The following is a 23,187-nucleotide window of genomic DNA, read 5'->3' as shown; positions in this document are numbered from 1 at the left end:
GGGGGAATTAAAGGGGGTGGAACCTCCCCGTAGCCCCTCCAAAGGGGCACAGCATAGCGCCTAAATCCCTACTTAATAATAAATTTTGATACTTTGACACCTGTTTAAAGATGTGTCCACACGATAGGATAGCTATCGGGTCCCTACCCGATACCCATCGGCTCCCCATTTCCTCTCCTATCAAACCTTCGGAACCTGCCAGCCATTATAGTAACGTGCTTTCATCAATTGATTGGCATCAGCATCTGTAAATTCATTTTTTGCAGCATTCCAATATACTTTCTTGCCAGTTTTATAGGCAATATTCCCCATCTGTGCATTGATTGCTGCGATACTTCCGGTTTGAATTCCGCATTTTAAGCGTGTGATGTCATTATTTGTAATGGCATCCACAAAATTGATGGCATGTGCTTCATGTGCATTCCTTTCAGGTTTGCGATGTGCTACTTCCTCAACCTTGTTAACTCGTTGGCCATCCTTGTTTTCCGTTTCCGGAATTACTTTCCAACCGCCACGGTTGACTACCAGGGTGGCGTTATTTCCGATGAATGCAATGCCTTCGGTAGAACCGTAGTTGCCGCCATCTATGCCTGTAGCATGTTCCCAGAGCATATTAAATCCATCATACTCATACACTGTTTGAAGGGTATCAGGAGTTTCAGAAGCATCATCCGGATAAGCAAATTTTCCACCTGAAGCCATGACCGATTTCGGAGCCTGAACTCCCATCGCAAATAAGGCAATATCGATCTCATGTACGCCCCAGTCGGTCATTAAACCACCGGCATAATCCCAAAACCATCTGAAATTGAAGTGAAAGCGGTTCTGATTAAAATCGCGTTTTGGCGCGGGACCTAACCACATCGTATAATCAACTCCTGCCGGTGCCTGACTGTTAGGCAATTTAGGAACAGGTTTCATCCAGCCCTGGTATGCCCAGCATTTCACCAGCCTGATCTGGCCAAGCTTTCCTGATTTCACATAGTCTATGGCTTCGGCATATTGAGATCCTGAACGCTGCCACTGTCCCACCTGTACTATTTTGCCATATCGCTGTTGCGCTTTCACCATGATCTGGCATTCTTCAATGGTATTGGCTATCGGTTTTTCAACGTACACATGTTTGCCGGCCGAAACAGCATCGACCATGTTCAGGCAATGCCAATGATCCGGAGTACCGATGATGACTACATCAATGGCAGGGTCTTCCAGCAATTTGCGATAATCCCTGTATTGCTTTGGTCGCTTGCCCCGAAGCTTAAATACATCTTCTGTACGCTGGTCAAGCACATTTTGATCTACATCTGCCAGTGCAATGCAATTCACCTGTGGGAGTTTCAGGTGTGCATTCATATTCGACCAGCCCATGCCTTTGCAGCCGATAAGCCCGAAATTGATCTGATCTGACGCTTTAATAGTTCGGGTAAAGAGGCCAAAATCTGAAGCACTGAGAATTTGTGGCATGCTGATCCCGGCTCCCAGGAGCATGGTATTTTGAATGAATTTTCTTCTGGAATTATACATAGCTGGTTTTTGCTGTCTTGTTAATTGCTTTTGAATAATTTCTTTAATCACCTGATGATTAAAGCTATAAAAAACCAATAAGAAATATGCTGATTGTGAATAAATTATGAAGCAATATTTCAAATGTTTGGAAGGCTATATTATGGGATAGGTTAGAATAGTATTATTTTATTGTAATGGATTTTAAATCCATTTAATTTGTAGGTTCGACATGCCTTGCAGAACATGTCGACCATCGAAATGATTTTTTAAAGGAATGGACTTGAACTCAATTTTAACTGCATTTTAGACATGTAGTGCAGAATATGTCAAACAGCGGAACTTGGGTTGCGATACTGTAATAGGGACTTCGATTAATTAAGCTCTCAAATGCTTTTCAACTTTACTAAGTAAAACGTCAATGTCAAAAGGTTTTGCCAGATAATCATTTGGTGAACCCGGTAGATCAAGAGCTCGTTCCAGATCATGTGCTGCGGAGATAAGTATAACAGGTAGATGCTTGTACAGAATATTTTCTTTAATGTCTCTGCAAATTGCCATGCCATCCATACGGGCAAGCCTGACATCCATTAAGATTAAGTCGGGTTTGAATTCTTCTATTTCTTCAAATATCCGGTTTCCCTGGCTTTGGCTATTTATTTCATACCCGGACTCTGTTAAAATAAGCGTTAGGATTTCAAGAATATCCTTGTCGTCATCCAGAATCAGAATTTTTTCTCCCATAATTTAATTAAAAACAGAGTAGTTCAACATAATTACTATTAAAGACCCGTATTCTTAATAGAATATGGAAAACGTCAAATTAAATTGGTTTTAGCCAAATTTTCTGCTTCCGACTTTAAGTATATTTTAAAATCAGACCCGATACCCGGTTCACTTTCAACAACTATTTCGCCTCCCGTAGCATTTACTATTTTCTTAGCGAGATATAAACCAATTCCATGACCTTCAACATCCAGGTTTAAGCGGCCATACATGTTAAAAATCTTATCCATATCACTTTTAGGAATACCCTGACCATTATCTTTTACCGATAAAACGATGTGATCGCCCTCTTTCCGGGTAAGAATAGTGATTGCCGGAGGTGCTACTCCTTTGAATTTTATCGCATTCGAAATCAGATTGTATAGAATGCTTCTCAGGTTCTTTTTAGAAAAAAGGATATATCTCAATCCAATGTTCCTTTCAATTACTGCACCTGATTCTTTAATCTTATCTTCTAAACTCCATTCTATATTATTGATGATTTCGTCAATGTCAACCATTTCCTTTGCGGTCATTTCATTTTCTACCTTAGCTATGGTCGCTATATCGGTAATTAATTTTCGGAATTTTTTTACCGAATTATTGATGATTTTCAAAAACCCAATCAGCTTAGCATCCGTCTGGGTTATTTTATTCATCATATTAATACTGGTTTCAATATTGCTGAGTGGTGCTAAAAGATCATGTGATGCTGCGTGAATAAAATTGTCAAGGTCTGTGTTAATTCTGATCAAAGCTTTATTCTTTATATCAATTTCAAACTGCGTGTTTTTTAATTCAGTAATGTCATTGAAAGTAATAATAGCTCCATTGTTTGTGTTATCGGCTTGTTGCACATAAGGCATAGTCATTATTTGATACCACTTGCCATTTTGAGTTTCAATTTCTTTGGTTATGACATTCCCGTTCAGCAAAACCTGCTTAACATCATCGATTATGGTTTCAAACTTAATATTAGTGGATATGTTGCTGAGCGGCCTGCCAATATCTGATTCCTGCAGGTTTATTTGCTTTACCGTACCTGGCGAAAATTTCATTAATTCAAGATCGTTGTTAATAAACAACTGGCCGTTTATATTGCTCCGGAAGTAATTGTTCAGATCGTCGTTGATTTCCAGAAGTTCTTTATTTTTTAACTGGTAATCCGAATTGATGGTATGCAACTCTTCATTAACAGATTGCATCTCTTCATTGGTACTTTGCATTTCTTCATTGGTCGAGATCAACTCCTCGTTGAAGGACTGCATATTTTCATTTGAAGCATCAAGCCTTTCGTATGAAGTATGAAGTTTGTCATTTAGGTCCTTTAATTCATCTTCCAGGCTCTTTGTATATTCGTCGAGATAGATGGCCTCATCAAATATGAGATCTTCTTTTATGGGGGCTGTATGATCTCTGGTGAAAATTATCAGTAATAATTTCTGTTTGTTGTTAAGCTCTAAGGGACTAACAGATAGGTTTACTTTTATGATTTTCAGATCTTTTTTTATCCTGATACCATAGACATTTGCTTTTTTGTTCTCTTTTAATGCACTAATTTTCAGTGTTTTATAGGCAATGGCCAGGGGTTTAGGTAAAAGTTCAGTGAGGTTTGTCGTAAAATGCTTTTGAAGTAGATAAGTTGAAGTATCACCATATGAACTTTGCACCTGATTATTCTCATTAACGCAAACTGTCAGGTAATCAAGGTCATTAGCTAAACTGATATGCATAGCTTCAGACAATGCGGAATTTGTACTTTTATCTGTTTCTTCTGTTATAAAACGGGAAGGAGTACGTTTGATATCCAATAGATCAGGCAGAGAAAATGTATCAAAACTAATCGCCCGATTAACTTTTAGATTTTTATATATTTTCCATTTTTTATGAACCACTTCAAGGTTTTTTAGAATAGGTATTGGATTTTCGCTGGAGCCTAAAAATAAATACCCATCCATTTTAAGTCCGAAAAGCAACATGGTAAATATTTTCCGTTGAAGAATCGGAGTCATGTAGATCAGCAGGTTCCGGCAACTGATAAAGTGCATGTTGCAGTAAGGTGGGTTTTTAACCAGATCATGCTGTGCAAAAATGACCATCTTCCGGATTGACTGGGCTACCCTGAATTTATTACTCTCTTTAACGAAGTATTTCTCAAGTCTTTCAGAAGATACTTCTTTAGAAATACTAGCATTATATAGTCCTTTTCCTGCGTAAAGGAGGGCTGCGCTATCAATGTCAGTTGCAAATATTTTTACAACAGTATCTTCAAATTTGCCTGTGAGTAGTTCATCAACTAATATTGCCAATGAATAAACTTCTTCTCCGGTTGCACAACCGGCAACCCAAATCTTTAATTCTTCATCAGGGAGGAGTTTTTTTAAAATATCAGGTAATACTTCTTTCTGAATAAATTCAAAAGCTTCCTTATCCCTGAAAAAGGAGGTAACGCTGATCAGAAATTCCTTTGTTAGCGATTCAACTTCTTCGGGTGTTACTTTGAGGAAATTAAGATAATTACTTAGGGAAGTAAAATTGCCATAGGTTGCTCTTCTTTTGGTTCTTCTGAGTATAGTTGTTTGTTTATAGTCAGAAAAATCAAGAGGCGAAGTTTCTTTAATCAGATCGATTATTGCTTTTAAATTTTTATCATCTTCATGACTATCTGTCAATAAATCAATACTATTTTTAACATAATCCTCTATCGCTGCAGGCATTAGGGCAGGTTCCAGAACAAAATCTACCAAACCCGTTGCAATGGCATTGGATGGCATACTGCTAAATTCAGAATTTGCCGGGCTACGTGCAATGACCATACCCCCGGCTTTTTTAATGGCTTTGATCCCTTCGGTACCATCACTCCCTAATCCTGAAAGAATTATCCCAATCGCTTTTTTGCCACAATCTGCTGCAAGAGAATTAAAAAAAGTATTGATTGTTAAATGAGGGCCTTTTACATTTTCCTTTTCGCTCATAACCAAACTGCCATTGTTGATGGTCATGAATTTATCATGCGGAATTAAATAGACTTCGTTGCAAATAACAGTCATTCCATTTTCAGCTTCTTTAACAATGAGCTTGCTATGTCTTGATAATAATTCAACCATACGGCTTTTAAAATCCGGAGACAGATGCTGGATAATCACGTAAGCTACACCATCCAAAGGCGTATGATCGAAGAATAAATTGATCTCTTCCATCCCGCCGGCCGATGCGCCAATGGCAATAATATGGTGTGGGACAGATGAAGGCATAAAGTCTGTAATTTAAAACGGCAATTTTTTAACTCTTATTGAAAGGGCAGAAATGACAAATACAGTACGTAACGGTACAAAATCGGCAGTAATTTTTAATGCAGAGCTTCTTTTTAGCTAAACAATCAAGAAACCCTGTATGAATATAAATTTAACAATAATTTCCGGTTTATTTTAAGTCGATTTGCTCTAAACTCAGTAAAATGCCGGCTCAGATATATTTTAGGTATAACCAAATTCCTGATTAATTTTTATTGAAAAGGATATAAACAAAAAGTATAATTCAGAATTGCCGTGAAAGGAAATAAATTTTACTATAGCGAAATTTTTGCCAATTAATTAATGTTTATATTAAGATTATCATAATAATATACTGGTCTTGCAAAAATTGTAATTAACTTTCAATCCTGCCTATAAAAAAATCCCCTCTCTATTAAAAAGCAGCTCTGCAATTTTAAAACGAAACAGATTGTTAACACAGAATATGCCTGATACAGAAAAATCTGATGAACTCAGCATTGCCAATAAAGAACTGGCTTTTCAAAACGAAGAGAAGGGAAAGCGTGCAGAAGAGCTAATCATTGCTGGTAAAGAACTGGCTTTTCAAAACGAAGAGAAAGGAAAGCGTGCAGAAGAGCTAATCATTGCGAACAAAGAACTGGCTTTTCAACATCAAGAGAAAGTAAAACGGGCGAAAGAGTTAGTCGTTGCGAACAAAGAACTGGCCTTTCAGAACGGAGAGAAAGAAAACCGTGCTGCTGAGTTAATTATTGCTGGGAAGGAACTGGCTTTTCAAAACGAGGAGAAAGGAAAGCGTGCCGCAGAGTTAGTAATTGCGAATAAGGAACTGGCCTTTCAAAATGAAGTGAAAGAAAACCGGGCTGCCGAGTTAGTCATTGCGAACAAAGAACTGGCTTTTCAAAATGAAGAGAAAGAAAAGCGTGCCGCAGAATTGGTCATTGCGAACAAAGAACTGGCTTTTCAAAACGGAGAGAAAGAAAAGCGAGCCGCAGAATTAGTTATCGCAAACAAAGAGCTTGCTTTTCAAAATGAAGTGAAAGAAAAGCGAGCTGCCGAGTTAGTTATTGCTAATAAGGAACTTGCCTTTCAGAATGAAGTGAAAGAAAAACGAGCTGCCGAGTTAGTTATTGCGAACAAAGAACTGGCCTTTCAAAACGAAGAGAAAGAAAAGCGAGCTGCAGAGTTGGTTATTGCGAACAAAGAACTGGCCTTTCAAAATGAGGAGAAAGAAAAGCGAGCTGCCGAGTTAGTCATTGCAAACAAAGAACTGGCTTTTCAAAACGAAGAGAAAGAAAAGCGAGCTGCAGAATTAGTCATTGCGAACAGGGAACTTAAGCATGCTGAAGATGATATCCGCAAACTGAACGACGAGTTAGAGCAAAAGGTAATTGAACGAACGGCACAGTTGGAATCTGCCAACAAAGAACTCGGATCATTTTCCTATTCGGTTTCGCATGATTTACGAGCCCCGATCAGAGCCATTAACGGATATGCAAAAATTTTGGAAGAGGATTATGGCGATAAATTTGATCTGGAGGGATCAAAAGCCCTTGACTCCATTATGTACAATTCAAAAAAAATGGGTCAGCTGATTGATGATTTGCTTGCATTTTCCAAATTAGGCAGGAAACAGGTAACGGTATCGGAAATTAATATGACTGATCTTGTTAGAACTGTAATAGAAGAATTATTATTTGAGGATGATGAAAACATTCCTGAGTTTAAAATCAATGTGCTTTCGCCTGCAGAAGGAGATCAATCACTGATTAAACAAGTATGGATCAATCTGATATCCAATGCCATTAAATATTCAAAATATAAACCTGAGACTTATATCGAGATAGGATCTGATGTAAAAGATAACCTTGTAATTTATTATGTAAAAGATAATGGCGCGGGATTTGATATGCAATACTACGATAAGCTTTTCGGGGTTTTTCAGAGATTACATTCGCAGGAAGAATTTGAGGGTACAGGCATTGGACTGGCCATTGTGCAAAAAATAGTTAACCGGCATAATGGAACAGTTTGGGCAGAATCAAAACTAAACGAAGGAGCATGCTTTTATTTTAGTCTGCCTGCCTGAATCAAGCTTACCCTATAATTACATTTTAAAAAAATATATATGAATTACGATGGTGTTGAAATTTTATTTGCCGAAGATAGTATGGATGACGCTACGCTCACCATTCGCGCTCTTGTAAAAAGTGGTTTTACAAACAAACTTTATCATGTTAAGGATGGGGCTGAAGCTCTTGATTTTATTTATTGCAAAGGTATTTATGCTTCACGAAATATCAAGGAAAAACCTAAACTGATATTGCTTGACCTTAAGATGCCGAAACTAACAGGAATTGAGGTGCTTGAAAAAGTAAAATCCGATCAGGATCTTAAATCCATCCCGGTGGTCATTCTTACTTCATCCAAAGAAGACCCTGATGTACAAAAGTGCTATGCCCTTGGAGCAAACAGCTATATCGTAAAACCCGTTGACAGTAATAAATTTTTTAATGCTATTAAGGAGATTGGGATGTACTGGATGATAATCAATGAGCCGGCCCATTGATATCAAACAATTAATACAATGACAGAAAATCTCAAAATACTTATTCTTGAGGACAACCAAAGTGATGCTGATTTGCTTCAGCGAGAATTGAAAAAATCAGGATTGATTTTTACTGCTGAAATTGTTCAAACCCGTGTAGATTTTGAGAAAGCACTTCATAACTTTAATCCTGATCTGATATTATCCGATTATTCACTTCCTGCTTTTGACGCAGTTTCTGCTTTCTCTATTAAACAAAGTATATCTCCGCTCATTCCTTTTATTATTGTTTCTGGCGTTATTGGTGAAGAAAATGCTGTGGAGCTTATTAAGAATGGTGTTACCGATTATACCCCAAAGGATAAACTATTTACATTATCCACAAAAATTAGCCGGGCACTAAAAGACAGGGAGGAGGCGAAGGAAAAGAAAGCTATTGCCGAAAAATTAAAAATGCAAACAGCAGAATTAATCATTGCCAATAAAGAACTTATTATTCAGAACCGGGAGAAAGAAAAACGGACAGCAGATTTAGTTGTCTTGACCGAAGCCCTGAAGGTTCAGAAAGATGAATTAAAGCGGGCAAATGAAGAACTTTATGAAAAGGCTCAGCTTTTACAGCATCAGGAAGAAAAACTGATCAGGATTAATGAGGATCTTGAGAAGCGGGTTTTTGACAGAACCTGTGAACTGGAAAACTTGAATCACGAACTTAAAGATCTGAATTTATCAAAGGATAAGTTTCTGTCGGTCATTTCCCATGATCTCCGTAACCCTTTAACGGCATTGATGATCACATCAGATAAGTTAAGTCGCGACACCGAAAATTCTAAGGTTGGGCCCCTTGCAAAGATCATCCATCGTACCTCTCATAAAATTCTTGAACAATTGAATGAACTGGTTGATTGGGCACAGATGCAGCGTGAGAAAACGACTTTTAATTCTGAGAAGCTTCATTTGGTTCAGGGAGTAGATCAGAGCCTGGACTTATTAAAAGCCAATGCTCTGCAAAAGAGTATTATTCTTGAAAATAGAATTCCTCATGATCTTTACGTAAATGCGGATACATTAATGCTTCGTTCGATTCTTCAAAACCTGGTTACAAATGCTATAAAATATACTCCGCAGGGAGGACTTGTAAAGGTAACTGCAAAGCGTATTGATAAAATGGTGGAGCTTTGTATTACTGATTCCGGAATAGGTATGGAAGCAGATATTATGGAAAATCTATTTGCTAATGCTAGTTCTGCTTCTGTATCCGGTACAAATAATGAAAAAGGCTCTGGACTTGGCTTGATGCTAGTAAAGGATTTTGTTACTCAGCATGGCGGTACCATTCGTGCTGAAAGCGAAATTGGAAAAGGGACAACTATTATTTTTTCTGTACCTGCATATTGACTCAATGTGCGTGGGATGGAATCTCTTTTGGATGAAGCTGAATGCAGCAGGGGCAATCGCAGGATTTTATCACAATTCAACAAAAAAGGCCCCAGAATCCTCTGAAGCCTTATCGGTGGAGAATATCGGATTCGAACCGATCACCTCTTCACTGCCAGCGAAGCGCTCTAGCCAAATGAGCTAATCCCCCTTGTTTGGAGAGTTCCATTGGATTGGTTCTCCGGGTACAATTATCAGCATTTTAAACGACTTTTTCAAGTTTGTAAAAGATCATTTTTGATTTTTGCTGATACAGTATCACTGAAACGAAAATTTAAAAACGAAATATTCCCTGGCCGTTTACCACGTGACTGCTGGTCGACATGTTTCCGAAGGTCATGTCGAATAACTGGATGTTGCTGCGGGTTTTAAACCCGCTTTGATTTGTTTTGGGTTATTTAGTCCTTAGTTCATATATCCCCCCGAAGAGCTTATCCCCCCAGACAGATCAGGGATCATAAACCAATCACATCCTTCTGATTTTCTCTGGGTCCTTAAAAATTCAAATATTCCATTTGATTTCTAATTATACTTTTCAATCACATTAATTTAACCTGAGATAAATTCAATTCGGGTAATTTATTTTAATAATTTATTTTAAATAACTGATTATTAGGTATATAATAAAATTATTTATTGCATTTTGCTAGCTCTCTTAATCTTTTACAAATTCTCTTTATTCTTCAAAATAAAATATTCTCATGATGCAGGCTTAATATCCCGACTTGACTTTTGTGGCGTAATTATTTAACCATCAAAATTCAAAACTGATTATGAAAAGACAATACCTGCTCTTTTTTAGTAAAATTCTTATTTTATTAATTACTTTTTCTTTCCTGGACTTCCGGGGGAAAGTGTTTGCTCAAACGCAGATTTCCGGAAAAGTTAAAGATGCAAAAGAAGAACCTGTACCAGGGGTTAGTGTTTTGTTAAAAGGCACTAAGATTGGTACGACTACAGATATTAATGGAGATTTTAAATTAAGAACAGATTCTAAGCAAGGTGTGCTTGTGATCTCTTCTATTGGTTATACCTCTCAGGAAATAAATATTAATGGTCAAACAGAGTTTATTGTAAAATTAATTGACGACAATAAATTTCTTGGTGAGGTGGTTGTTACAGCACTGGGCATCAAAAGAGATGAAAAATCACTTGGATTCGCAGCTCAAACGATTACAGCCGAAGCGGTTGTTGACGCCAAAACTAATAATTGGATAAATTCACTTTCAGGTAAGGTTGCAGGTTTAAATATTCAGGGTACAGGTGCCGGACCAATGGGTTCATCAAGAATCACATTAAGAGGTGAATCTTCTTTAAACCTTGATAATAATCAGGCATTAATTGTAGTTGATGGGGTACCAATCAGCAGTAAGATAACAGGAACCGGATTTAATTCCCATCTTTCTCAGGATGCTCCGGTTGATTATGGTTCAGGAGTTTCAGATATTAACCCTGATGATATAGAAACCGTAACTGTACTTAAAGGGCCGGGTGCAACAGCTTTATATGGTAGTCGTGCAGCAGGTGGCGTTATCATCATAACCACTAAAAGCGGTGAACGCAAAGGAAATGGGTTGGGAGTTACTTTTAATTCTAACTTTAATATTGAACAGGTTAATCGCTGGCCTGATTATCAGTTTGAATATGGTGAAGGTAGAACAAGTGCATATTACTCCTATTTAGACAGCCCAGATGGAATTAATACAAGTACAACAGTAGCAGCAGGAAGAGCCTGGGGACCTAAATTTGAGGGTCAAAGCTACTATCAATATGATCCGAATACTCCGGGTAATAAGCCTACCCAAAAAACACCATGGGTTGCTCATGATGATTACATCTCTGGATATTTCCAAACGGGTAACACCTTATCAAACAGCTTATCTATAGATGGTGGATCTGATAAAAGTTCTGCCCGACTTTCTATTACTCATTTAAAAAATAAATGGATTATACCTAATACCGGCTTCGAAAGATTGAATGCGGCCTTATCGTTCAATCAAAAGGTTTCGGATAAATTAAAAATTACGGGAAGAGCTAACTATTCTAATAAAAAGAGTGATAATCTTCCAATGGCCGGGTATAATAATCAGACATTGATGTATTTCCTGATCATTGGGACCACTCCAAACATCAGACCTGAATGGTTCAAGCCTTACTGGCAGCCCGGTTTGGAAAATGTAGTTCAAAAGAATCCATTCAATCCCGGACCGGATAACCCTTATTTGGCAATGTATGAAATGCTGAATAAAATGAATAAAAATGGTCTGATTGGGAATGTTACTGCTACTTATGAGATTTCAAAAAAGTTTGATCTTTTGCTCAGAACAGGTGTAGATATGTCAAATGAATTTCGCTCACAGCAAAGGCCATTTAGTATGACAAGATATCCTAGAGGGATGTATCGGGAACAGAATGTGTTCTCCTATGAATCAAACACAGATTTATTACTCTCATTCAGGGACAAAATTTCTCCAAAATTTTCTATCAGTGCGAGTGCCGGTGCAAATACAATGATTCAGCAGTATGATTTTGCCGGTGTTTATGCCGATCAATTGGCTCAACCTGGTGTTTATCAGATTTCTAATAGTTTAGACCAGGCAGTGGTTGATCCTTCCAGGACAAAGAAGTCAATTAACAGTGTTTATGGTAGCACCCAGATTGCATTCGATGAAAAAATATTTTTGGATCTGACAGGAAGAAATGACTGGTCGAGTACATTACCCTTCAAGAACAATTCTTTCTTTTATCCATCTGTAAGTTCAAGCTTTATTCTGGATGAAATTTTTGAATTGCCAAAGGCAATTACCTTTTCCAAATTCAGAGCATCATGGGCACAGGTTGGTAATGATACCAGGCCTTATCAAACTGCCAGGTATTATGATCGTATTTACGGCAATTCATTCACAAACCCTAATCAATTATTTAATGCAGAGTTGAAGCCTGAAATTACAGCGAGTTATGAGTTTGGTTTGGATATGCGTTTTCTGAATAATAGAATAGGATTTGATATTGCACACTACAATAACAATAGCCGTAACCAGATTCTATCCATTCCATTAGATCCGGTTACCGGATTCTCTACTGCTTTAATAAATGCAGGTTTGATCAATAGTAAAGGATGGGAAGTTCAAATAAACGGAAAGCCAATTTCAAAGGATAAATTCTCCTGGAGTACGACCTTACTTTGGAATAGAAACCGCAGTTATGTAAAGGAATTGACAGAGGGCTTAACTAATCAGATAATCTATCAGCACAATAGCAATGTAACTATTGAAGCTAGAGTGGGTGGATTAATGGGAGATATGTATGGAACAGGATTTCAGCGTTCTCCGGATGGTCAGATCATCTATAACTCTGCAAATGGTTTACCTGCTCCGCTTGATCAGGTTGCTCGTAAAATGGGTAATGCTTTTGCTGATTGGAAAGGAAGTTTAATGAATGAATTCAGGTATAAAAATATAAATCTGAGCATCTTAATGGATGGGCAGTATGGCGGAGAAATGTATTCTCAAACTAACCACAAAAATAATACCCTTGGCAAAACAAGAGTGACATTACCTGGTCGTGATGGTGGAATTGTTGGACAAGGTGTTGTAAAACTTGCAGATGGTTCATTTGTTCCAAATACAAAACTTGCTCAGGCAAGTGCTTATTATGATAATTATTATCAAATCAGCAATGCAGAAACTAACATCTTCGATGCTTCTTTCTTGAAGATACGGGAAGTAAGGGTGGAGTTTGGCCTGCCTGCCAATTTGCTTAGAAAACTAGGTGTTCAGAAAACATCCATTGCGATTTGGGGTAGGGATTTATTCAACTTTACCAAATTCCCTGGATTCGATCCGGAAGGTGGTAATTTGAATAACGGGACTTTAACTCCGGGAGTAGAGTTAACCCAGTTTCCATCTAACCGATTGGTTGGTACTAACCTAACCTTTAAGTTTTAATCTCATTTGTTTTTATAACTCAACAGACATGAAATTTTCAATTAAAATACTTACCGCAATACTTTTAGTATTCACTTCTCTCTTATCCTGTACAGATAATTTCGAGGAATTAAATATCGATCCTAACCGACCGAAGGATGTTACCCCAGGAATCTTATTAGGACAGATGCAATATCGTATTGTCAATAGTTCTATTCAGTCTTCCCGAAGTTTTACTCATGAACTGATGCAGGTTCATGCACCTAGATCCAGTACAAGCGGACAGGGTTTGCATCGGTATGTTGTTACTCCGGGACAGGCGGTTTGGTCTGCATTTTATGATCGCTTAACCGATGTCGAAGATATTTATAAGATTTCAGATCAGCTAAAGGAGAACAATTACAAGGCAATTGCTTTGGTTTATAAAAGTTGGGCTTATTCAATTCTAACTGATTTGTATGGTGATGTTCCTTATTCACAGGCTATTAGGGCTTCTGAAGGTAATTTTTCACCAGCTTTTGATAAGCAAAAAGATATTTATGTACAGATCTTAAAGGATCTGGAAACAGCAAATACTTTATTTGATGATACCAAAGCCCTTACCTACGGGGGCGATATGGTTTATAATGCCAATGCATTAACAGGAAGCAAAAATATTGGAATTCAAAAATGGAAGAAATTTGCGAACTCACTAAGATTGAGATTATTACTTAGAATTTCTAAGCGTGAGGGTGAAATTAATGTAAACCAGCAAATAAATTCAATTTTAGCTAATCCTACGACAAGTCCGGTGTTTGCTGCCAATGCAGATGATGCTATTTTCAGATATCCGGGTACGTTTCCTTATTTTAATCCCTACTATCAGGCCCGTACTTTAGACTGGAGAGAGGGAACTTATTTCACGAAGTTCTTTCTTAATCACATGAATACTGTAAACGACCCAAGAAGGGCAATTTGGGTGATTCCTGTTACGGTAAATGGACAAAGTGTTTATCAGGGAATAGACAGTGGTTATCCAACTAGTCTGGAATATATCGTGGGTCGGAATTCAAGTTATACGGATGCATTAAAGACATCACCGCTTCTGGGAGTAATGATGACTTATTCTGAGGTTGAGTTTATTAAAGCTGAGTTAGCGTTAAAAGGATACAATACCGGAAAAACGGCCAAGGCGCACTATGAGTCGGGTATAACAGCTTCCATGGTTCAATGGGGTGCAAGTATGCCGGATGGATTTTTGAATACGGCGGGTATAGCATATAATTCTACCGGTACTACGGCTCAGCAACTGGAGCAAATCATACTGCAAAAGTATTATGCCTTCTTTTTTGTAGACTATCAATCATGGTTTGAAAAACGCCGTACAGGTTATCCGGTTTTACCAAGAGGTACTGGTATTCCTGCTGAAAATATATTCCCGTCCAGGGTGCCTTATCCTACCTATTTACAATCACTAAATTCAGGTAATTTGCAGTCAGCAGTTACATCTATGGGCGGTGATAACAGTAATGTTAAGGTTTGGTGGGAGAAATAGTATATTCAAACTAAAAATAATAAAAATGAGAAAATTACTATTTCTTGGGTTAATGATCCTGTCTTTCGTTTCGAATGCGCAGGTATTAAATGATCAGTTGAATGCAAAACGGATTATGCTGCCAAATGGCTGGTCATTATCTTCAGCAGGAAGGTCAATTGAATTAGGTGATTTACCTCTGAATATCGCAGTTTCAGGATCCGAAAAACTGATAGCTGTAACTAACAATGGACAGAGCATTCAAACCATTCAGTTAATTGACCCGAAAACTGAAAAAGTATTAGACAAGGTTGAAATTCCCAAATCTTTTTACGGACTGAAATTCAGCAAGGATGATCGTTTTCTATTTGCTTCAGGGGGAAATGATAACTGGATTCTCAAATATGAAATCGCCAATTCAAAATTAATGATCAGGGATACCCTCAAGTTGGGTAAGCCCTGGCCTGAGAAAATATCACCGGTTGGTTTGGAAATCGATGATGCTAAAAATCTTTTGTACGTAGTCACCAAAGAGAATAATTCCCTTTATATTTTTGACATGCTGACTAATAAAATCATCCATCAGCAAAGCATCGGAAGTGAAGCGTATACCTGTATTTTATCCCCGGATAAGAAAATACTCTATATCTCTTTATGGGGAGGAAAGAAAGTGGCATTTTTTGATTCAAATCTTAGAAAAATTACAGCCTCTGTTGACGTTTCATACAATCCGAATGAATTAATTCTGAATAAAGCCGGAAATATACTTTATGTCGCTAATTCCCAGGATAACAGTGTCTCTGTAATTGATGTTCAGGCCAAAAAAGTTGTTGAAATTCTGAATACTGCCATATTTCCAAATTCCCTGACAGGATCTACAACAAATGGTTTGGCTTTATCGAAAGACGAGCGAAGTTTATACATCGCCAATGCTGATAATAATTGCCTGGCAGTTTTCAATGTGAGTCAGAAAGGTAAAAGTGTCTCCAAGGGATTTATCCCGGTTGGATGGTACCCAACAAATGTAAGAGTAATCGGAAGTAAAATATTTGTCAGTAATGGAAAAGGATTTTCTTCATTCGCAAATCCTTTAGGTCCGCAGCCTGTAAGAACCGATGTTAAATCAGAATCACATAGAGGAGAACTCCCGCAAGCAAACAACAGATTGCAATATATTGGTAGTCTGATGAAGGGAACAATGAGTGTGATCGATGAACCTTCAGCTGCAGATCTGGAAGTATATTCCAAAAATGTTTTCATGAACACTCCTTACAATAAGGATAAAGAACTGATTGCCGATGGTGAAGCCGGTAATCCTATTCCTAAAAAGGTGGGTGACCCTTCTCCTATCAAGTACGTTTTCTATATAATTAAAGAAAACCGGACTTATGATCAGGTATTTGGTGATATCAAAGAAGGGAACGGAGATTCTACGCTGACTCTTTTTGGAGAGAAATATACACCTAATCAGCATAAACTTGCAAGGGAATATGTGTTGCTGGATAATTTTTATGTGGATGCCGAGGTTAGTGCCGATGGTCATAACTGGTCCTTGGGAGCCTACGCAACAGATTTTCTCGAAAAGACCTGGCCAACTTCTTATGGCCGTAGGGGAGGGCAAAATGATGGTTTAGGTCGCCGGACAGTTGCAAACAACAAGGATGGATTTATTTGGGATATGTGCAAAAGGCATGGGGTTTCATTTAGAACTTATGGGGTTTTTGCAGATAAGGATAAGGGAAATATTCCTGTTTTGGATGAAGCACATGTTTGTTCTTCGTTTACGGGTTATTACGATCAGACAGTGAAAGATATTGAGCGTTTTGAACAATGGAAAGCTGATTTTGATATTTTGCTATCGAAAAATGCAGTTCCATCTTTAAGTACGATTCGTCTCGGAGCCGACCACACCCAGGGTCTTGTTGTCGGCAGACCTACTCCTTATGCCTGCGTTGCAGACAATGATCTGGCAGTAGGTAAATTGGTCGAACATATCAGTAACAGTTCAATCTGGGCTCAGTCTGCAATATTTATTCTTGAAGATGATGCTCAAAATGGTCCCGATCATGTTGATGCACATCGTTCAATTGCAATGGTAGTGAGTCCATACACTAAGAGGAATTATCTGGATCACACGATGTATTCCACTTCAGGGATGTTACGGACCATGGAGTTAATACTGGGTTTGTCTCCGATGAGTCAGTATGATGCTGCCGCGATGCCAATGTTCAGGAGCTTTACCAGTAAACCTGATTTCACTAAGTTTAAAGCTGTACCTAACAGGGTTAGTCTGGATGATACAAATAAGATTGCCTCAAAATGGTCAAAAATATCCGAAGGCTTTGATTTTGCTGAAGTAGATAAGAATGACGACAGGTTATTTAATGAGGTTCTTTGGAAGGGATTAAAAGGAGATGATTACGAAATGCCTGCACCCAGAAGAAGTGCATTTTTAAGGCTTGAGCAAAAACAGCAGAACGATTAAACAATTCTCAGTATTGGTGCTGATTTGACCATTTTCCTATGGTCGGTGTTATCACCGTACCTTAAGCTACTTGTATCTCTTGGTCGGGGTAATAACTTCCAAAGTTATGTTTATATCTACAGCTTTTTGATGGTTCGGGGAATGGGCTTTAGCCCAAAAGATGAAATTTGGACTGGTTGGTGATAACACCAACCAGAGGGGAACTGCTTCCAGCAGGATTTGTAGAAATTTATGAGGCGGTTTTTATTTATATAGTGGGAGATTAATTCTCTAACAATCATCCGCTTAATTTTACTACATTTAATTATCTAAGCGCAACAAATGAAATTAATCAAGTATATCTTTCTGTTAATCATCTTATTATCTGTCGGTCCATTGATGTCTCAGCCCAAAGAAAAGGTTGAAAAACCCTATCAGATCTACGAAAAGGGCCAGTCAATGAATAAGGTTATTGTAAGAAAAGAACTCAGAGGTACTGAGAATATTGTTCAGATTGAGGTTCTGAATGCAAGTGGCGGAACCGCATTGGTCAGGGGACCAATCCTTGCGGGTGCAGAGATTAATGAAGTAATACCTACCCAGGGAAGTTTTAATTTGATTCGTCAGATTTCTAAATCAGGGAGAGGGGAAACCATTCAATTACTGGATGTTGTTTTTCCTGTAAGGCTTCGTATTAATATTTCAGGCCAGTTTCTTGAGGTTGAAATTAAGGAAGCCGGTTTCTGGAAGATTGCAGTTGGATTAACACAGTAGAGGGGTTATTATATCAGAACAGGATTTTATTTCCTACACAGTTTATACCCATCACAAATTTATTTTAAAATCAGATTTCAATAACAATGAAGAATCTCAAAATCATGTTGATTGTTCTTTTTGCACTGAGTGTTTTTTCAGTAAATGCACAACCCAAACCAAAGGAAGAAAGGCCCTATACCATCCTTGAAAGAGGGCAACACATGACCCGCTTGAATATCATAAAAGACGTGCGGGCTAAGGAGAATACGGTTCAGATTGAGGCAGTTAATGCAAGTGGCGGGACGCTGCGTGTGCAAGGTCCTGAAATGTTAGGTGCAGATATAACGGATGTACTAGCTACACTTGGTAATTATAACAAAATACAGGAAATATCTAAATCCGGAAGGGGTGAAACTATACAGCTTCAGCAGGTTGTTTTCCCCTTAAAGGTTCGTATCACAATTTCCAACCAGGTCCTGGAAGTTATGTTCAGGGAGGAAGGTTTTTGGAAAATAACGGTTGGGATGAACCAGTAATCTGGCCCACTGTTTATTTGGTTAATCATCAAATTGCATATATCATGCTTTAGAATTATTATTGCAGGATATGGACAACCTACAGCAGAAGGAACAGCTATTTAAAAAAGTACAAGAGGATTTAGAGGCTCAGGGTTTTGAAATTCTACAAATGGATTTGAAGAGGCCCTGGGGTGGCTTCTTCGTAATAAATGAGGATCAGGCTCAGAAGTTTTCTGATACTTTTTTTAGTGGAATCGCTGTGGACCAGCTTAAGATCTCCGGAAAACTCAGTCCGAAAGTATTACTAGTTGCCCCTCAAACCCGGCTTTCTTGGCAGTATCATCACCGCAGGGCAGAGATCTGGCAGGTAATAAGTGGTATTGTGGCAGTTATTTCCAGCTTTACAGACCAGGAGACTGAACTTAAAAAATATCATCCCGGGGATCAGATCGTGTTAAAACAGGGAGAGCGGCACAGGCTTGTCGGACTTGAAGACTGGGGGGTAATAGCTGAGATCTGGCAACATACCGATGCTTCAAATCCCTCTGATGAATCTGATATTGTCAGAGTTCAGGATGATTTTGGACGTTAATGCCTATGTTATCGTGACATTTTTGGTATAATTAACCTTAGAAATTTGTTTATTTTCGCAGGCTTTCAATCCAAAGCCTTTTTTGATTTATGATAATTCTTATTTTCTTTCTTTGCCATTGGTTTTTGTCCCTGTTCTTTCAAACATTCTTCCTGCACCGCTATTCTTCTCATAAAATGTTTAAAATGAGCCCTTTCTGGGAAAAATTTTTCTATTTATCTACTTTTTTGGCGCAGGGATCTTCATTCCTTAATCCGCGTGCTTATGCCATCATGCATCGCATGCACCATGCCTACAGTGATACCGAAAAAGATCCTCATTCTCCGCATTTCTTTAAAGATGTGATTGGTATGATGGTTCAGACTAAAAATATTTATCTGGATTTCATCAGGTTTAAGATTGAACCAGAACCGGCTTTCCGCGATAATTATCCAACCTGGCCCCTAATCGACAAGATTGGTGACCTTTGGATCACCCGCCTGACTTTTATTGCATTGTATATAACTTTCTACGTGTATTTTGCAGAATACTGGTGGATGTTCCTGCTGCTTCCAATTCATTTTCTGATGGGACCAATCCACGGTGCTGTTGTCAACTGGTGCGGTCATAAATATGGCTACTCCAATTATGATAATGATGATCATAGCAAGAATTCACTCCCATTAGACTTTCTGATGCTGGGAGAATTATTCCAGAATAATCATCATAAAAAACCAAACAATGTGAATTTTGCATTGAAATGGTACGAATTTGATCCATCCTATCCGATCATTAAATTAATGCATCACCTGCACATTATCAGGTTAAGGAAGGTATAAAAACAAGAAATTACATACAATGAGGGTTCCTTAAATGGGAACCCTTTTTTGTTTGATTTTGGTCTTCTAGGATAAATTATGCGGAATGATGTTTTACTTCGACCCCGATTTCTATAATTCGCACAAGCGCCCGCCCTGGGCGGCTACCCTGTACACACAAATATTACGAGATTAAACGAGCAAAAGATTGATTTAAATTGAGTTGTATAACATCATAGAGGATATAAAGAATTGCAAAAGATATGTATAGAAGGTTCCCGCTTTCGGGAATGACAAGGCGATGCGATATATTATAGGAGATTCCCTTCGCCGGAATCTAAATGTACGGTCGTTTCCACTCCGATCCCGGCGAAGGCCGATCTCCCAATTAACAACAAAACGTTGTCATTGGGCGCAGGCCGGAACCTCCATATTAAAAAAATGTGTGTACAGGGTAGCCTGGGCGGACGGGATTTTCGTGCTAATTTATTGCTATTAACATTTGACCCATTCTGGGTCAGTTGAAAATAGAGCAGCTTATCTTATTAAGAAATAATTTTTAAGCAAGCAGCAATTCTATATTTCCGGTGTTTAAATGTGGAAATCTAAGCAGGTAGTATGCCGATCTAAATTTTAAATTTGTAATTGTACAGGTATTATTTATAGATAAGGATGGCTGAAATAGATTATAGTGATGATAGTATTCGATCGCTCGACTGGAAAGAACATATTCGCTTACGTCCGGGGATGTACATCGGGAAACTGGGTGATGGGTCGGCTTACGATGATGGAATTTACGTTTTACTCAAAGAAATACTGGATAACTCGATTGACGAGTTTGTGATGGGCTCCGGCCGGACGATTGAGGTTACCGTGAGTGATAAAAAGGTATCTATTCGTGATTACGGTCGGGGAATTCCTTTGGGAAAAGTGATCGATTGTGTGTCCAAGATCAATACCGGCGGTAAGTATGACTCCAAAGCCTTTCAGAAGTCGGTTGGTTTAAATGGAGTAGGTACCAAGGCGGTAAATGCTCTTTCCTCCAGTTTTACTGTTCAGTCCTATCGTGATGGCCGTACAAAAAAGGCTGAATTTGAGCAGGGGGTTCTGGTGAACGACTTGCCTGAAACTGAAAGCACCCAGCGAAACGGAACTTCAGTTGTTTTTTATGCGGATGAAACTATCTTCAGGAACTATCATTATATCCCTGAATTTGTAGAAAGCATGATCTGGAATTATGTGTTCCTTAATTCCGGGTTGACGATCAATTTTAACGGCACTAAATTTTTCTCTGAAAGAGGGTTATACGACCTGCTCACCAGAAACACCGAGGCAGAAACCCTTCGGTATCCGATTATTCACCTTAAGGGTGAGGATATAGAGGTGGCTATGACCCACGGTCAGCAATATGGAGAAGAATATTATTCTTTCGTCAACGGACAGCATACCACGCAGGGAGGAACGCATCAGGCAGCATTCAGGGAGGCGGTTGTTAAAACCATTCGTGAATTTTATAAAAAGGAGTTCGATGCCTCGGATGTAAGGGCTTCTATTGTTTCTGCCATTTCAATCAGGGTACAGGAGCCGGTATTTGAATCGCAAACCAAGACCAAACTCGGATCGCAGAATATAGCTCCTAATGGACCTTCGGTTCGCACATTCATCAATGATTTTATCAAGAAAGAACTGGATGATTATCTTCATAAACATCCTGCTGATGCGGATGCGCTACTGAAAAGGATACTTCAGTCGGAACGTGAGCGAAAAGATATTGCAGGTATCAAAAAGCTGGCGAATGAGCGTGCAAAAAAGGCCTCATTACACAATAAGAAATTAAGGGATTGTAAAATTCATTTTGATGATAATCATGAACGAAAACAGGATACAACACTGTTTATAACTGAGGGCGATTCTGCGAGTGGTTCCATTACCAAATCGAGGGATGTAATGACGCAGGCTGTATTTAGTCTGAAGGGTAAGCCCCTCAATTGCTTTGGTTTGACAAAAAAGGTTGTGTATGAAAATGAGGAATTTAATTTGCTCCAGCATGCTCTGAACATTGAAGACGGATTGGATAATCTGCGTTATAATAATATTGTATTTGCAACAGATGCAGATGTGGATGGAATGCACATCCGATTATTATTAATGACATTTTTCCTTCAATTCTTTCCGGATCTGGTTAAAGCCGGACATGTATCTATCCTTCAAACCCCACTTTTCAGGGTCAGAAATAAGAAGGAAACAATCTATTGCTACAGTGATGAAGAACGGCAGCGGGCGATTCATAAACTTGGGAATAAACCGGAAATAACCAGGTTCAAGGGCCTGGGTGAGATATCTCCTGAAGAATTTGGGTTGTTTATCGGTGCGGATATAAGGCTTGATCCTGTAATTTTATCGAAAGAACAGGGGATTAAAAGTCTTCTGGAATATTATATGGGTAAAAATACTCCCGACAGGCAGCAGCATATCATTCAGAACCTGCGTGTTGAGGTTGATTTTATTGCAGAGGAGCAGGAAGCAGCAGCATTATTAGCCGAGGTATCATGATAGAGAAAAAAAACCTTTCCATATCTTTTGAGGAGTATTCTTCGGTAGATGAATTAAGTAAATCAGATAAAAATCTTTGTCGGGAGTCAGAGAAAGCAATGTCAAGTTCACATTCTCCTTATTCAGGATTCAGGGTAGGGGTAGCTGTGCAACTCGAAAGCGGAAAGATAGTTTATGGTAGTAATCAGGAGAATGTAGCCTACCCATCCGGATTATGTGCTGAACGGGTGGCTCTATTCGCTATCGGCTCCACTTATCCGGATGATAAGATTATCAGCATGGCTATAACCGCCCAGACTGATCATTTTGAAATAAAGGAGCCTGTTACTTCATGTGGTGCCTGCCTTCAGGTAATGGCAGAATACGAAAAGAAACAGTCCAGCCCAATCAATGTTCTCTTTTATTGCCGTAACGGTTCAATTATCCGGACCGAAGGAATAAAAAGTTTGCTTCCTTTTGCTTTTGCAGAAACAAGACTTCAAAAATAATCGTAAATTGTATTGTGTGAAGGTGTTCAATTTACTACACCCGCAATTGAACAGG

Annotated in this window: 15 protein-coding genes and 1 tRNA gene; 12 read left to right on the top strand and 4 right to left on the bottom strand. The window is 38.5% G+C overall.

All coding sequences use genetic code 11. The features are described from left to right. Positions 1-180 precede the first annotated feature (180 nt). The 3 genes from Q8M41_RS03140 to Q8M41_RS03130 form a co-directional block, all read right to left on the bottom strand. Entirely contained in the window at positions 181-1,524 is a 1,344-nt protein-coding gene (locus Q8M41_RS03140; RefSeq protein WP_305363788.1) for a Gfo/Idh/MocA family protein, read from the bottom strand. 357 nt (positions 1,525-1,881) lie between these two features. Further along, a complete protein-coding gene (locus Q8M41_RS03135) occupies positions 1,882-2,247 on the bottom strand; it encodes a response regulator transcription factor (RefSeq protein WP_305363787.1) in 366 nt (121 codons plus the stop codon). A 74-nt stretch (positions 2,248-2,321) separates the two neighbouring features. Beyond that, on the bottom strand, positions 2,322-5,522 hold the full coding sequence (locus Q8M41_RS03130) for a chemotaxis protein CheB (RefSeq protein WP_305363786.1): 3,201 nt from the start codon (positions 5,520-5,522) through the stop codon (positions 2,322-2,324). A gap of 469 nt (positions 5,523-5,991) precedes the next feature. On the opposite strand from Q8M41_RS03130, the gene Q8M41_RS03125 reads away from it, so the two are divergent. From Q8M41_RS03125 to Q8M41_RS03115, 3 genes are read left to right on the top strand one after another with little or no spacing between them, the layout of a single operon-like run. Beyond that, entirely contained in the window at positions 5,992-7,629 is a 1,638-nt protein-coding gene (locus Q8M41_RS03125; RefSeq protein WP_305363785.1) for an ATP-binding protein, read from the top strand. A 39-nt stretch (positions 7,630-7,668) separates the two neighbouring features. Then, the gene (locus Q8M41_RS03120; protein ID WP_305363784.1) at positions 7,669-8,109 is read left to right on the top strand and encodes a response regulator; all 441 of its coding nucleotides are present in this window, start codon (positions 7,669-7,671) and stop codon (positions 8,107-8,109) included. A gap of 18 nt (positions 8,110-8,127) precedes the next feature. After that, the gene (locus Q8M41_RS03115; protein WP_305363783.1) at positions 8,128-9,486 is read left to right on the top strand and encodes an ATP-binding protein; all 1,359 of its coding nucleotides are present in this window, start codon (positions 8,128-8,130) and stop codon (positions 9,484-9,486) included. A 116-nt stretch (positions 9,487-9,602) separates the two neighbouring features. Here the strand turns inward: Q8M41_RS03115 and Q8M41_RS03110 are convergent. Then, a tRNA-Ala gene (locus Q8M41_RS03110) sits at positions 9,603-9,676 on the bottom strand. A 622-nt stretch (positions 9,677-10,298) separates the two neighbouring features. On the opposite strand from Q8M41_RS03110, the gene Q8M41_RS03105 reads away from it, so the two are divergent. From Q8M41_RS03105 to Q8M41_RS03065, 9 genes are all read left to right on the top strand, one after another. Next, positions 10,299-13,472 (top strand): SusC/RagA family TonB-linked outer membrane protein, encoded by a 3,174-nt coding sequence (locus Q8M41_RS03105; protein WP_305363782.1) that lies wholly within the window; start codon positions 10,299-10,301, stop codon positions 13,470-13,472. 28 nt (positions 13,473-13,500) lie between these two features. Continuing rightward, a complete protein-coding gene (locus Q8M41_RS03100) occupies positions 13,501-14,985 on the top strand; it encodes a SusD/RagB family nutrient-binding outer membrane lipoprotein (RefSeq protein ID WP_305363781.1) in 1,485 nt (494 codons plus the stop codon). A gap of 25 nt (positions 14,986-15,010) precedes the next feature. After that, positions 15,011-17,449 (top strand): bifunctional YncE family protein/alkaline phosphatase family protein, encoded by a 2,439-nt coding sequence (locus Q8M41_RS03095; RefSeq protein ID WP_305363780.1) that lies wholly within the window; start codon positions 15,011-15,013, stop codon positions 17,447-17,449. A 321-nt stretch (positions 17,450-17,770) separates the two neighbouring features. Then, on the top strand, positions 17,771-18,202 hold the full coding sequence (locus Q8M41_RS03090) for a hypothetical protein (protein ID WP_305363779.1): 432 nt from the start codon (positions 17,771-17,773) through the stop codon (positions 18,200-18,202). An 86-nt stretch (positions 18,203-18,288) separates the two neighbouring features. Further along, positions 18,289-18,720 carry a hypothetical protein gene (locus Q8M41_RS03085; RefSeq protein ID WP_305363778.1) on the top strand — a complete coding sequence of 144 codons (432 nt, stop codon included), beginning with the start codon at positions 18,289-18,291 and terminating at the stop codon, positions 18,718-18,720. A gap of 70 nt (positions 18,721-18,790) precedes the next feature. Next, on the top strand, positions 18,791-19,294 hold the full coding sequence (locus Q8M41_RS03080) for a phosphoheptose isomerase (RefSeq protein ID WP_305363777.1): 504 nt from the start codon (positions 18,791-18,793) through the stop codon (positions 19,292-19,294). Positions 19,295-19,419: 125 nt separating this feature from the next. After that, positions 19,420-20,112, top strand: coding sequence for an acyl-CoA desaturase (locus tag Q8M41_RS03075; RefSeq protein WP_305363789.1), 693 nt, complete (start codon positions 19,420-19,422; stop codon positions 20,110-20,112). 651 nt (positions 20,113-20,763) lie between these two features. Further along, positions 20,764-22,644, top strand: a complete 1,881-nt coding sequence (locus Q8M41_RS03070; protein ID WP_305363776.1) for a DNA topoisomerase IV subunit B — start codon at positions 20,764-20,766, stop codon at positions 22,642-22,644. Further along, complete coding sequence (locus Q8M41_RS03065) at positions 22,641-23,132, top strand: cytidine deaminase (RefSeq protein WP_305363775.1); 492 nt, start codon at positions 22,641-22,643, stop codon at positions 23,130-23,132. Before Q8M41_RS03070 ends, Q8M41_RS03065 begins: the two co-directional genes overlap by 4 nt. Positions 23,133-23,187 lie beyond the last annotated feature (55 nt).

Origin of the sequence: Daejeonella sp., from assembly GCF_030684675.1 — a bacterium.
In the GTDB taxonomy this organism is placed as follows: domain Bacteria; phylum Bacteroidota; class Bacteroidia; order Sphingobacteriales; family Sphingobacteriaceae; genus Daejeonella.
Note: the sequence above shows the minus strand (reverse complement) of the source record. Positions and strands in the feature narration are given on the sequence as shown.

What these genes read in the sequence shown, in the direction of transcription:
- Q8M41_RS03065 (WP_305363775.1), top strand. Translation starts at nt 22,641, where the DNA reads ATGATAGAGAAAAAAAACCTTTCCATATCTTTTGAGGAGTATTCTTCG.
- Q8M41_RS03140 (WP_305363788.1), bottom strand. Translation starts at nt 1,524, where the DNA reads ATGTATAATTCCAGAAGAAAATTCATTCAAAATACCATGCTCCTGGGA.
- Q8M41_RS03090 (WP_305363779.1), top strand. Translation starts at nt 17,771, where the DNA reads ATGAAATTAATCAAGTATATCTTTCTGTTAATCATCTTATTATCTGTC.
- Q8M41_RS03095 (WP_305363780.1), top strand. Translation starts at nt 15,011, where the DNA reads ATGAGAAAATTACTATTTCTTGGGTTAATGATCCTGTCTTTCGTTTCG.
- Q8M41_RS03130 (WP_305363786.1), bottom strand. Translation starts at nt 5,522, where the DNA reads ATGCCTTCATCTGTCCCACACCATATTATTGCCATTGGCGCATCGGCC.
- Q8M41_RS03115 (WP_305363783.1), top strand. Translation starts at nt 8,128, where the DNA reads ATGACAGAAAATCTCAAAATACTTATTCTTGAGGACAACCAAAGTGAT.
- Q8M41_RS03100 (WP_305363781.1), top strand. Translation starts at nt 13,501, where the DNA reads ATGAAATTTTCAATTAAAATACTTACCGCAATACTTTTAGTATTCACT.
- Q8M41_RS03120 (WP_305363784.1), top strand. Translation starts at nt 7,669, where the DNA reads ATGAATTACGATGGTGTTGAAATTTTATTTGCCGAAGATAGTATGGAT.
- Q8M41_RS03070 (WP_305363776.1), top strand. Translation starts at nt 20,764, where the DNA reads ATGGCTGAAATAGATTATAGTGATGATAGTATTCGATCGCTCGACTGG.
- Q8M41_RS03105 (WP_305363782.1), top strand. Translation starts at nt 10,299, where the DNA reads ATGAAAAGACAATACCTGCTCTTTTTTAGTAAAATTCTTATTTTATTA.
- Q8M41_RS03080 (WP_305363777.1), top strand. Translation starts at nt 18,791, where the DNA reads ATGGACAACCTACAGCAGAAGGAACAGCTATTTAAAAAAGTACAAGAG.
- Q8M41_RS03085 (WP_305363778.1), top strand. Translation starts at nt 18,289, where the DNA reads ATGAAGAATCTCAAAATCATGTTGATTGTTCTTTTTGCACTGAGTGTT.
- Q8M41_RS03135 (WP_305363787.1), bottom strand. Translation starts at nt 2,247, where the DNA reads ATGGGAGAAAAAATTCTGATTCTGGATGACGACAAGGATATTCTTGAA.